This is a genomic window from Brachybacterium sacelli (assembly GCF_017876545.1).
GTDB classification, from domain to species: Bacteria; Actinomycetota; Actinomycetes; order Actinomycetales; family Dermabacteraceae; genus Brachybacterium; species Brachybacterium sacelli.
Genome location: NZ_JAGIOD010000001.1, coordinates 194,029 through 207,132, shown reverse-complemented (window position 1 = coordinate 207,132; position 13,104 = coordinate 194,029). Strand labels below are relative to the sequence as shown.

Genomic DNA, 13,104 nt, shown 5'->3' with positions numbered 1-13,104 from the left:
AGCTGACCATGGCCAAGAACATCATGACGATCTATGGCACCCGACCTGAGGCGATCAAGGTCGCCCCGATCATCAAGGCGATCGAGCAGGCCGACGATCTCGAGAACATCATCGTCGTGACCGGCCAGCATCGGGAGATGCTGGACCAGGTCAACACCATGTTCGGCATCGTGCCGGACCACGATCTGAACATCATGAGCGCCGGTCAGAGCCTCAACGGGATCGTGGCGAAGGTGATCTCCGGCGTCGACGAGGTCCTGGAGCAGGAGCAGCCCGATGCCGTGATCGTCCAGGGCGACACCTCCACCGTCATGGGAGCGGCGGTGGCGTCGTTCAACCGGCAGATCCCCGTCGTGCACCTCGAGGCCGGCCTGCGCTCGGGCGACATCAACTCGCCCTTCCCCGAAGAGGCGAACCGGAAGCTCACCAGCCAGATCGCCGCTCTCCACCTGGCGCCCACCTCGACCAGCAGAGCGAACCTGACCCGCGAGGACGTCAGCGAGAACGACATCGTGGTCACGGGCAACAGCGTCATCGACACCCTGCTCTTCGCCACCCGCAACGTCGAGGTGACGTTCGACGACTCACGGCTCGAGGAGCTGCAGCAGAGGCGGGCGGCCGGGAGCACCGGGCCGATCCTGCTGGTGACGGCGCACCGCCGCGAGAACCTCGGTTCCGCGATGGAGGACATCGGGAAGGCCGTGGCCGACCTCGCGGCCAAGCACCCGGAGCTGACCGTCGTGTTCCCGATCCACAAGAACCCGAAGGTCCGCTCCGCCATCAAGCCGGCGGTCGAGGGGCTCGACAACGTCGTGCTCATCGAGCCGCTGTCCTACGCCCAGTTCACGCGGGCGCTCAGCCTGGCCGACATCGTGCTCACGGACTCCGGCGGCGTGCAGGAGGAGGCCCCCAGCCTCGGCAAGCCCGTCCTGGTGATGCGGGAGAACACCGAGCGTCCGGAGGCCGTGGTGGCCGGCACCGTGAAGCTGATCGGGACCCACCGTCAGCGCCTGGTCGACGAGGTCTCCCTCCTGCTCGACTCCGCCGAGGCGTACGCCGCGATGGCGAACGCGGTGAACCCGTACGGTGATGGTGATGCCGCGCGACGCACCGTGGAGGCGATCCGGTGGAAGTCCGGCAACGCCGAACGGCCGCAGGACTTCGGCGGGCAGACCGACTGAGACGCCCCCGGGGGGAGAAGTACGTGACGACCGAGAACGAGAAGGCCGGAGGCGGAACTTTGAGAGCGAAACTGCGCAGCGTCACCCTCATCATCGGAGCAGGGGCGATCCTCGTCCTGGCGCTCATGACCGTGGCTGCGGGACTGGGATCGTGGGTGGTCGCCCTCATCGCGGGCATCCTCGGCATCGTGCTCGTCGTCGGGGCCTGCGTCGGACTCCTGCGGATCGCAGGGCGTCTCACGGCCTCGAACGATCGCATGGCGACACGCACCGGGAACCTGGAGTCACGCTCCACGGCGCTCGGGGAACGGGCCGACGCCCTCGAGGAGAGGCTCTCCGAGGAGGCCACCGGGCTCCGCGCCGACCTGGCGACGGCGTCCGCGGGTCTCGACGCGGCCGGAGCGCGACTGGATCGGAACGAGGCGGCGGCCGGCGAGCTGAGGGGCGAGGTCGCGAGCCTCCACACCGGTCAGGACGGCACGAACGCTCGACTCATGGGGGTCCGCAAGGATCTTCGCACGCTCCGTGCGCGGGTTCCCGCCGGGTTCCTCGAACCCGTCGAGGCCGATGTCAAGGAACTGCGCATGACCACCAAGACCGCGGTGCGCACCTCCTTCGAGTCCGCCATCCAGCTGGGCCGCGACCCGAGGTCGCTGCTGACGACCGGGCAGGCGTCGCGCCTCTTCGTCGACTATCTGCGGCGTGAGGAGTTCCTGCAGCTCCGCCCGCTGATCGAGAACTTCGATGTGCTGGAGAAGCAGAGCCTCACCATCCTGCGCAGCCTCTACCGCTTCTACCGGGCGGCCGGCTACTGGGATCTCGCCTCAACGGTCGTGACCACGGTGCACGAGAAGTCGCAGCGGGAGAACGACGCGAACGCCGTGGCGAAGATCCAGCACGAGATCGAGCTGTTCTCCCAGCCCACGCTGGTCGGCGCCGAGCTCTCGGACGGATGGGCCCACGATCCCGAGGGCCCGATCCTGCACATGGTCGGGCGCGTGCTCCCTCACACCCAGACCGGGTACACGCTGCGCACGCAGTACACGGCCGTCGCGCAGGCCCGCCGGGGTCTGCCGGTGGCGATCGTCGGTCAGGCCGGGATCACCGGAATGACCCTCGAGGAGATCGAGCAGTACTCCCACCAGGGCATCGACTACTTCCTGCTGCCCGGCCCGGTGCGCAACGAGATGCTCGTGGACGAATGGCTGCGGGTGAACATGATCGGCCTCGCCGAGCTGGTCCAGCAGGTGCGCCCGAGCGTGCTGCACGCCCAGTCGGACTTCTTCAACGCGCTCATCGTCAGCGCGGTCGGTCGGAAGTACGGGATCCCCACGATCTACGAGTCGCGCGGGTTCTGGGAGGAGTCCTGGCTCTCCCGCACGATCACGGCGAACAGCTGGAGCGCCGATGCGGAGATGATGTTCGGCATGTACGGCATGCCGGCGGCCTACGAGCTGCGCAAGCACGCGGAGGAGGTCGCGCGCCTGCTGCCGGACCACGTCTTCACCCTCGCCGAGGTCATGCGGGACCACATCCTCACCTCGGCGCACGGCGGCATCGCCGGCGAGGACGTCTCGATCGTGCCCAATGCGGTGGAATCCGAGAACTTCCCGGTCCAGGACCCTGATCCGGAGCTGGCGGCCGAGATCGGCCTCCCTCAGGACGCCGTGGTGGTCGGCTACATCTCCTCGATCGTCGAGTACGAGGGGATCGACACCCTCATCGACGGCTACCGCCTGGCCGCCGCGCGATCGACCACCCCGATGTGCCTCCTGCTGGTCGGGGACGGCGACTACCTCGAGACGCTCCAGGCGCATGTCGCGCAGAAGGGGATCGAGAACGTCATCTTCACGGGCCGGGTCCCGCACGAGGACATCCTGCGCTACTACGGCCTCATCGATCTCTTCGTCGTACCTCGGAAGAAGTCGCAGGTCGCGGACCTGGTGACACCGTTGAAGCCCTTCGAGGCCTTCTCCACAGGGCGCTCGGTGATCCTCTCCGACGTCGGCGCCCTGCAGGAGATCGCCGATCAGTCCGGTGCGGTGGAGACCTTCCGCGCCGGCTCCGCGGACGACCTGGCCCTGAAGATCGCTGCTCTGATCGAGGATCCGGCGCGACGCCAGGAGCTCAGCGAGAAGGCAGCGCGCTGGGTCCGGAACCACCGATCCTGGGACAGGAACGTGAACGAGTACTACCGCATCTACCGGAAGCTGGGCTACGACGGGCCGGAGAACCTGCCCCTGGAGTCCGAGCTCGCTCTCGACGAACGCGGCATGAACCCCGGGGAGCTGCTCGAACAGCTCGCCGCCGCGGACCTCCCCGCCCTCAAGGGCTGGTTCACCATCCAGGACATCCGCCAGAGCCCGGAGTCGATCCTCGAGACCGGCTGGCGGTTCGCGAGCTTCGAGCCGGTGCCTGTGGCGCATATCGAGGACTGGGCGCACTACGGCGAGGAGCACCGCTCCTGGGGCTTCCACCTCCATGCGTGGGAGTTCATGGACCCGCTGCTCCGCGCCTACGACGAGACGGGTGATCTCGACTGGCTCCGCGAGGCCGTGCGCATCGCGGTCAGCTGGATCGAGATCCATCGCCTCGCGGACGACGAGGACGATCCGATGGCGTGGTACGACATGTCGCAGTCGCTGCGCACTCCGCGCCTGATCTCTCTCGCCCTGCGGGCATCGCGTGTCGCCGAGATGCGCGACGAGGCCGTGGTCCTCGCCCAGGCCGTCGCCTGGCACCTCGAGGAGCTGCATCAGGACCGCGCGTTCAACCCCAACAACAACCACGGCTTCTACACGGCGGTCTCGCAGGTCCACGCCGCGAAGTACGCCTGGATGTTCCCGGACGCCGGGCCGACCGCGGTCGAGGGGCGCGCCCGGCTCGCGCAGATGGCGGAGTCCCAGTTCGCCCCCGACGGCGTGCATCTCGAGCACTCGCCCGACTACCACCGGATGCTGCTGAACTCCTTCGAGCTCGCGGTCAACGACGGGCTCATCGAGGACGAGGAGGTCAAGGGCAGGGTCGAGCGGGCGGCGCACGTGCTCGGCTGGATGATCCAGCCCGACGGTGCACTCGTCCAGTTCGGGGACTCCCCGGAGACGAAGATCGTCAAGCCGGAGTCGCAGTCGATCGATCCGCAGACGCAGTACCTGCTCTCCGACGGCACCGAGGGTGAGCGCCCGGGACAGGAACTGGCGGTCTACCACGACGGCGGCTACGCCTTCGTGCGCTCCCCCCAGCCGGACGGCCCCGGGACCCTGGCACGCTCCGGGTACCTCGCCTTCAGCGCCGCCTTCCACTCCCGGGCCCACAAGCATGCCGATGACCTGAACGTCGTCTGGTACGACCGGGGGCAGCAGATCCTCACCGACGGCGGCCGGTTCGGGTACGGCGACCTGCTGCCGCAGGACTCCTCGCTGCGCCGGGAGGGCTTCTACTACGCGGCGCCGGAGCGGCAGTACGTCGAGGGCACGATGGCTCACAACACGCTGATGATGGACGGCCGGAGCCAGGAGCGGCGCACCCGCAAGCCCTACGGCAGCGGGCTGGGCGAGTGCTCCCGCTCCGAGGACGGCGTGTTCGACCTGTCCGCTCGCGTCCACCACGCCGATTACATCCACCGACGCCGCATCGTGTACACGCCGGGGGAGGAGCTCCTGGTCAAGGACTCCGTCTTCTCGCAGTCCCCGGAGACCCGGGAGGGGACCCTGTGGTTCAACGTCTCGGGGCACTTCGAGCTCGAGTCCGTCGGCGGCGAGGGCGAGATCGTCTTCGTCTCGACGGCTGCCGGTGAGAGCACCCGCCTGGTGATCGCCGGGCCGGGCCGTGTCCTCGAGCCGGTGCGGGGACAGACCAGCCCGATGCGAGGCTGGCGCTCCCGTCAGGACCGCTCGATGGAACCGACCTGGTCGGTCGGCTTCACCTTCCCGATCGACACCCGCGCATCCGTCGACACCCGGCTCCGCCTCGACTGAGGTCGGCGCTTCCCCCACCTCAGAGCGACGAGAGGACCCTTCGCCGTGAACATCAATTTCGTCTGCGCCGCCCGGAACCCGGGGGCCCGTGACCGCCTTCCCACCCTCTTCCGAGCCGTCGTCGAGGACGCCCGCACCGTCTTCGGGGACGCCGTGGACCACCAGTGGTCCGACGGCCGCGTCGCCCTGTTCAACGCGGACCGGATGGAGGGCGCCTGGAAGCCCTCGACCTGGCACAAGGAGGGCTCGGAGATCATGGCCGTCTCCCAGCCCCCGATCCCCGTGGACTACGACACCTCCCCGGAGACCTACTGGGACGAGCTCGCGCCACTGGTCCGCCGTGGCGAGCTGGGACGGCTCCTGCCCAACCACTTCGGCATCCACCGCAGCTCGGACGGGTCCGTCCGCGTCTGGGCCGACACCCTCGGGCTGGGGCGCTGCTACTACGTGGTCACGGACGACTTCGTGGCCGCCTCGAACCACATCGGCATCCTCACGCACTTCCTCGACGGCCCGGCGAAGGTCGACGAGGAGGCCGTGGGCCGCTACGTGCTGGCCGGATGGTTCATGCTCGACGACTCGCCGATCCGCGGCATCCGCCGGCTGCGGGAGTCCACCTGCCTCGACATCAGCCCCGGCGGCGCGGTCAGCTTCCCCGAGCACACCGACCTCACCGAGCTCGTCGGGCAGCGCCCGGACCGCCCGGACTACGGCGGCGTCATCGACCAGACGCGGATCATCGCCCGCAATCTCGATGCGCTCAGCGTCAAGACCCCCACGCTGTACCTCAGCGGGGGCCGGGACTCCCGGATGACCTCCTCGATCTGGCTGAGCGGCGGCAGCAGCGCCCGCGTCATGACTCTGGGCACCCTCGAGGCGGAGGCGGAGATCGCCCAGGAGCTGATGGCGACCTTCGACGGCGATCAGCAGCCCGACCAGGAGATCCGGCACGACGTGACGGTCCCGACCCCGGGCGGGATCACCATGTCCCTGGAGGAGCGCTTCGCCAACGCCTTCGCCATGTGGGACGGCGACGCCGCGCCCACCAACATCAAGTCGAACACGCGGATCCCCGGCCGCTCCGCGGCCCTGAGCATCGGCGGGGTCGGCGGCGAGATCATGCACGGGTACTACTACCACCGCCCGGGCGACTACGAGCGTCTCGCGAAGCTTCCCCACCCGGTGGACTACGCCGCGCGCGCGTTCCGCGGGAGGTTGGCCACCGAGACGTCCCACGGGGCGTTGGAAGGCGTCTTCGACCACTACTACGAACGGGCCGTTCGCCACGGCCGCCCCGACATCGCCTCGCTGGACTACCTCTACCTGACCGAGAAGTTCCGCCGCTGGGGGAACCAGGCGCTCGGCTCCATGGCCGCGATCATGCTGTCCGGCCCGGCGTATGTCCGGGCCTGCTTCGACCTCGAGCCCGATGACCGGGTCAACAAGATCTTCCCCGACGAGATCGTCCGGCGCGCGCTGCCGAAGTGGTCCGACATCCGCTACTACAAGGCACAGGTCGCCGACTCCAAGCGGAGCATGAAGCGCAAGCTCGCGACCTACGACACCGACCCCGAGTACTTCCACGAGGTGTTCCGCTCCCCGCGACTGTGGCCGGAGTTCCTGGAGCAGGGCCAGATCGAGGAGTTCCTCGAGATCATCACGACCGATGAGGCACTTCCCGTGCACGAGTCCTGGCTCAACCGGGCGCTGTGGATCGACCGGCTCGACTCCCATGTCGACGACCTCAACCGGCGAGCACGGGAGGTCCGCGCGTGATGAGCTCGATCGCCCGGGAGCACCTCACCGCGCGGCTGATGACGAGCTTCTTCGCCCCGCGCTCCACGGACGTCTCCCGGGCGGAGAGGCTGCTGAAGGGTCGGGTGAAGCTCGGCGAGGACGTCGTGCCCGTCACCCGTCCTGCCGCCTACGACGACACCGGGGAGCTGGCGCGTAACCACGTCCTCATGCTGCAGTCGCTGCGCTGGCTCGATCCGTTGCGCCGCGTCCGGGACGAGATCGCCGGTGCGGACGAGGCCTGGTCGCGCATCTTCGAGGCCTGGTCCCGCTCGGCAGCGGCGACGAACCCCGAATCCGCCGCCTGGGGGACCCATCCCCTCGAGCAGCGCTCGGTCACGATCGCTCTCGGGGCACCCGAGGGGAGCGCGGCCATCGGCGCGATCCCGCGGCACCTCGAGATGCTCGAGCGTTCGGAGCAGGAGGCCGCGCCCGCGGCGCGGCGGCTGCGCGTGCTGCAGGTGCGCCTCGCGCTGCAGCATCGGCGCGGGGACACCGACGAGCAGCTGCAGGAGACCGCGCTCCGGGCCGCGACGGAGACGTTCCGTGAGGACGGCTACGCCATCGCTGAGGATCTCGCGAGCATCGTGGACACCGCTGGGGAGTGGGAGCAGGAGCTGGGATCCCTCGGCATCCCGCGGGACCACCCGATCTTCGAGCGTCTGCGCGACGAGGACTTCTGGATCCACGCCATGAGCCCCGACGGGACCCTGGTCCCGATGGGCGATGCGCTGCCGGATCCCGTCCCCGGCGCAGAGCTGCCGCAGATGCGCTATGTCGTCACCGGAGGAGAGGAGGGCACGCCACCGACGACGATCCGTCACGTGGATCCCGAGGGCCTCGTCTCGCTGCGCAGCGGGTGGGGAGAGACCGAGCGGGACGCTCGCGACGAGACGCACGTCAGCCTGATCCTCGGTCCGGTGCGGGGCCGGGAGGCCCACCGGGACCCGTCCCGCCTCACGTACCACTCGCAGGGCCGGGACTGGCTCATCGATCCGCCGGTCCCGGACGCGGCCGGAGAGGACTCCCACTCGATCATCCATGTCGAGGACGTCCGCTACCGCATCCTCGGCGGGGCCGAGCTGGTACGTCAGTATTCCGACGACCGTCTCGACGGATTCGTCGTGAAGAACGCGCTGCACCTGGCGGTCCAGTGGCAGCGGCACATGGTCTTCGCCCGGACCGGGAACTATGTCCTCGTGGACGACACCGTCCGGTCCTCCACAGAGTTCCGCGCGCACCAGCAGTGGATCGTCGCGCCCGATGTCGACGTCGAGACGGTGCCGAGCGGGTTCCGGCTCCACGCCGACGACAAGACCGTCTCGATCGTCGCCTCCACGGGGTCGGTGCACGAACCGACGGTCGACGAGGTGAAGGACGGCGACGGCGCACGCATCGCCTGGCGCCTGCGCGTGCCCCTGGAGGGCACCAGCGCGCGAGCCGTCACGATCATCTCCGACGTGGTGGACCCCGAACGGTTCAGTGCTCGCCGCGTCCCCCACGCGGGCAAGGAGTTCACGGTTGACATGGCCGACAAGCAGCTCGACGAGACCTTGGTGGTCACGCCGGAGCTCTCGGCGATCGTGCCGTCGGGCCTGGATCCGGACGACGCCGTCGCCCGGACGGTCGCCTACGCCGCGGCCGGTTCGCTCAGCGACGAGGAGGCTCTCGAGCAGCGCCTCGCCGTGCGCCGGGCCGTCGAGTCCGTGAAGTCGCAGATCCGGGCCGAAGGAGAGAGCCCCGAGTCGCGCCGTCGAGGGCTGCAGGAGCTGCTGTCGGCGGCGGAGGAGCTGCGAGTGACCGGACTGCGCGACCACGGGCTCGCCGCGGCACTGATCGACATCGCGGGCACGGATCTTGACTCCGTCATCGCAGAGGACGCCCTGGTGGGCAACGTCCGTCGCAGTGCCCTGGTGGACTGGGCGGAGCAGTCGCTCGTCCAGCCCTCCTACACGGTGCCGGTGCGGACCACGCTCGATCCTGCTCGTCTGCCCGAGGGCATCGAGGAACCCGCCATCTGGAGCGTCGACCTCGGGCAGCTCGTGCCGTCCACGTACCTCCTCGACGGCCCCGGGGACGTGCTCACGATCTACTTCCACGGGGCGACGGATCGCTCGCGCCTGTCGATGCCGAGATTCGAGCGGATGCGCTCCTTCTCCCAGCTCGGGCTGGGCCCCGTCATGTTCTTCTCCGATCCGTGCCTGGACCTCGACTCACGGATGATGCTGTCCTGGTACGTGGGGAACGAGGACGTCGACCTCCACCTCGCGATCGCCCGGATGATCGAGGCCTACGCCCAGCGCAGGGGCCTCGAGAAGGTCCTGCTGGTCGGGAACTCCGGGGGCGGTTTCGCCGCTCTCCAGCTCGGCGCCTATCTGCAGGGGACCCGCGTGGTCTCCTTCAACCCGCAGATCCAGATCGATCACTACGTGCCCCGTATCGCCGAGACGGCGCACTGGGCGCTGTTCGGCAGGGACACCGTCTCGGACGATCCCGAGCAGGCACCCCGCATGGACCTCATCGAGCGGTATCGCCGGATCGGCTTCGATCAGGACGTGGTTCTCATCCAGAACCCCGGCGACGACATGCACCACCAGGAACATTTCCTGCCCTTCCAGGAAGCCTTCGGAGCCTCCGCGAATGCGCATCGGCTCACCGCGCACACGCCGTATCTGGGGCCCGGTCACCGGGTGCCTCCGCCCCAGGAGTACCTCGACTACGTGCGTGAGGCCGCGCGAGGCCCGTCGGATCAGTGGTCCCTGCGAGGACTCCGTAGCGGACGCGGCTGAACGGGCGCTCGTCACGACAGGACGGAAACACCCATGACCGGCGAAGCAGCCGACCCCACCGCAGGCGACGCATGGATCCAGCACGAGATCCGCCGTACCGCCTTCGAGCATGCCTTCGGCGGGCCGATCGACACCGACGGCCGCGCCGCCCTCGCACTCCGCTTCGATCATGGCCTGGCGAACTTCGCGCGGCATGTCCTGCCCTTGACGATCGAGCGCGGGCTGACCGTCTCCCAGGCCCATAACCCGCGGAACTGGGACCTGCGCGAGAACGAGGGCGTCACGCCGGAGGAGATGGACGACTGGATCCGCGCCGGCCACGTCGAGGTGTGGAACCATTCGGCCTCGCACCGCGGCATCTCGACGCCCGAGGACGTCCACGAAGAGATCGTCGCCTCCCTCGCGGAGATCGAGGAGCAGCTGCCGGCTGCCGCGGGCAAGGTCTGGGGGTTCAATCCTCCCGGGGTCCCGGGTGAGGACTACGCCGGTTTCGGGAAGGGGACGCATCCGTCGGACTGGGTCACTCTCCCCGGGCGCACGATCCTCGCCCACCACGCGGTGGCTTCCGGCCACGTCTCCGGGACCACCCAGCGCGTCCTCGACGGACGGGTGCGCGACGGCCTGGCCCACGTGACCCTCGACGCGCGAGGGGTCGGCGAGATCACGAAGCGGATCGATGCCGTCGTGCGCAAACGGCGGGGGTTGCAGCTCATGCTCCATCCGTCACGGCTGGGCATGGAGGGCAAGCTCACCGTCGAGGCGCTGACCATGATCCTGGACCGCATCGTGGAGCTCCGCGACCGGGGAGATCTCGTGACGTTGTCCCCGTACCAGCTGCACCTCGCCGACGCCGGCGGTGTCGCTCGCGATCGCGCTGCGAACTGACAGCTTCCGGCGTCGACATCCGGTACGCGGGTCCGCGGGGGCCTGCACTCCGGGGCCCGGAGGGCGCGGTCCGAGCGCCCGCCCCGGGTACGCTCGGCGAATGGGGAAGCGGCACATCACTTCCGGCGAGCACACCGTCTACCGGTCGCTCGCAGAGTTCATGGACGCCCGTGCACACCCGGCGGGAGTGCTCACCATCATGCGTGGCGGCGTGCCCATCGACGTCCGGCACGATCCCCGCGGATATGGGACGACCACGGTGTTCTTCCACGCGGCGCTCACGGGCGGCAGATACACGTTGCCCCTGTTCGCCGGGACCCGCATCAGCGAGACGATGCCGACGAACCGGGTGCATGTCGCGGACCCTTCCCTCTACCTCGCGGACAACCTTCACCTGGGCTGGTACGCGGGCAACCACAAGCAGCCCCGCCTGCAATGGGCGATTCGCGGCATCCTCAACCACCTCGTCCCCCCGGACCAGAAGATGGTGACCTTCGGCTCGTCGGGAGGCGGGTTCGCCGCCCTCTATTACGCCGCCCGCCGCGAGGGAGCGGTCGCGGTCCCGGTGAATCCGCAGACGAACCTCGCGAGGTACAGTCCGGTGGCGGTCGCCCGGTATGCCAGGCTCGCGTGGGGACTCACAGGCGACGACGTCCTGTCGAGGATGACGGCGTCGACGGACCTCACACGTCTTTACCGGGGTTCCGCGCGACGCGTGTTCTACGTGCAGAACCAGAACGACAGCACCCACATGGAAGGCCAGTACGGCCCGTTCATGGCCGCGCTCCCGGAGGGGCACGACGTGCACCCGGTGCTGGTCGATGGTGCGGCGGGGCACGTCCCGCCCGACAGATCGATCGTGCGGTCCGTGCTGGCCGCTGCTGTCGCCGGAGACGAGGTACCGCCCGGGATCACGACATCGGCCGCGAGTTGACGGCTCCGTCGGGGCGGTGCATCGATTCCTCACGAACTCCGGATCGTGGCGGGTCCTTCGCCGTGGTCGCGCCGTCCGCGGGCCGGGTCAGAGATCAGCCAGCACCGGGTCGTAATGGCGCATGATCTCCCGGTTGAGCTCCTTCGCACTCCGTGCCTCCCCGGGGATGCCCCAGAAGGTGGAGAACAGCCGACGGCTGTTCAGCGCCGCATGGGACTGCACCGTGACGGCGAACGTCGCGATCTGCAGCGCCGCCCAGTTCGCCATCCGCTGCTCCCAGTAGAAGAGGTCGCCGACGTCCGCCCCGTGGAGCTCGGCGCCGTAGTTCGCGCGGACCAGAAAGCTCTTCAGCGCCGCGAGGGTGAACTTCTCGTACTCCTGCGAGGCCTCCTTGCGCTTCGCACCGGCGTACAGGGCGTAGTGGCGCTTCAGCGGATCCTCCGGAAGCCAGGGCTTGAACAACCTGCTGTAGGAACCCCGCATCACACCGCTGCCGTGCCCGTAGAGGAAGATGTCCCTGGGGCCCGCCGTGCCATCCATCAGCGCGGGCAGGAGCGGGGTCCCTCGCGTGAATCCCGCTGCCTTCTGAGCTGCCGTGCGGAGTTCGCGGAACCGCGCGGAGTCCTCGCGATGGCCGAGGTCCAGCCACCTGTGCTCCACACCGAGGTGAGCCACCATCGGCTCGATCCGCTCCCGCTCCTGCGCCGGCATGGAATCCCAGGTCTCGCAACGCAGACCGATGCCCTTGCTGCGCAGGGTAGCGATCACCGAGCGGGAGTCGGTTCCCCCCGTGAGCCCGAGGACGGGTCGATAGCGAGGTGCGAGGAACTCGGCGTAGCGGGTGAAGTACTCGTCCCAGACGGCGAAGGCCTCATCGCCAGTGGTCTCCCGGGCAGGGCGGAGCGGCCAGTAGCGCGACGTCCGGGCGCTGCGCAGGTGGACCTCGTTGTTGGGCGGCAGCAGAGCGACCTCGTCGAAAAGGGTGAGGTCTCCGGGGAGGAATCGAGTGTTCCTGGCCTTGTACTCGGGGAGCGCCATGTACCGCCGCACCGCGCGGGACTGCGGGACCTCCAGCGCCTCCGCGAGGAGCGCGGCGTGAGATCCCGCCATGGCGCCCGTCCCGGAGTAGAAGAGGGTCTGGGAACCGAGCGGGTCATGCAGTGCACTCACCTCCCCGGCGGTGACCAGGAACAGTGCGAAGCGGCCGCTCAGGTCCTCGAGCGGAGCTCTCTCACCGCCGGCGACCGCGAGCAGCAGCTCGTCCAGCGACCGCCCGCCGTGCGCGACGAAGACATCGCCGACCGCCACCGCCACCTCGCCGCGCGCGGTCGCGACCGACTGGACGGATGCCTCGGGATGGATGAAGAGGTCGTGCCCCGCCAGTCGCATCCGGTGCCACGGCGAGACCGCGACGGGGGCAGGAACCGCCCCCTCGCGTTCCAGGCACAGGAACCCGAAGCGGTAGGCGAGATCGTCCTGCATGCGTGGCCTCCTGGGTACCTGATCTCGACGTGCTGCGCGTGATGCGACGACGGGAGAACGAT

General features: G+C 69.1%; 7 protein-coding genes. 6 read left to right on the top strand and 1 reads right to left on the bottom strand.

Annotation, left to right across the window (positions count from 1 at the left end; genetic code table 11):
- Positions 1-8 precede the first annotated feature (8 nt).
- From wecB to JOF43_RS00810, 6 genes are all read left to right on the top strand, one after another.
- Entirely contained in the window at positions 9-1,181 is a 1,173-nt protein-coding gene (wecB, locus tag JOF43_RS00835) for a non-hydrolyzing UDP-N-acetylglucosamine 2-epimerase (RefSeq protein ID WP_209897925.1), read from the top strand.
- 23 nt (positions 1,182-1,204) lie between these two features.
- The gene (locus JOF43_RS23100) at positions 1,205-5,158 is read left to right on the top strand and encodes a glycosyltransferase (protein ID WP_209897923.1); all 3,954 of its coding nucleotides are present in this window, start codon (positions 1,205-1,207) and stop codon (positions 5,156-5,158) included.
- 45 nt (positions 5,159-5,203) lie between these two features.
- Positions 5,204-6,934 (top strand): asparagine synthetase B family protein, encoded by a 1,731-nt coding sequence (locus JOF43_RS00825; protein ID WP_209897921.1) that lies wholly within the window; start codon positions 5,204-5,206, stop codon positions 6,932-6,934.
- Positions 6,934-9,741, top strand: a complete 2,808-nt coding sequence (locus JOF43_RS00820) for a hypothetical protein (RefSeq protein WP_209897919.1) — start codon at positions 6,934-6,936, stop codon at positions 9,739-9,741. Before JOF43_RS00825 ends, JOF43_RS00820 begins: the two co-directional genes overlap by 1 nt.
- Before the next feature lie 33 nt (positions 9,742-9,774).
- Positions 9,775-10,626, top strand: coding sequence for a polysaccharide deacetylase family protein (locus tag JOF43_RS00815; protein WP_209897917.1), 852 nt, complete (start codon positions 9,775-9,777; stop codon positions 10,624-10,626).
- Positions 10,627-10,726: 100 nt separating this feature from the next.
- The gene (locus tag JOF43_RS00810) at positions 10,727-11,560 is read left to right on the top strand and encodes a hypothetical protein (RefSeq protein WP_209897915.1); all 834 of its coding nucleotides are present in this window, start codon (positions 10,727-10,729) and stop codon (positions 11,558-11,560) included.
- Between the two features lie 87 nt (positions 11,561-11,647).
- Here JOF43_RS00810 and JOF43_RS00805 read toward each other — a convergent pair whose 3' ends face one another.
- Positions 11,648-13,042 (bottom strand): asparagine synthase-related protein, encoded by a 1,395-nt coding sequence (locus JOF43_RS00805; RefSeq protein WP_209897913.1) that lies wholly within the window; start codon positions 13,040-13,042, stop codon positions 11,648-11,650.
- Between the last annotated feature and the right edge of the window lie 62 nt (positions 13,043-13,104).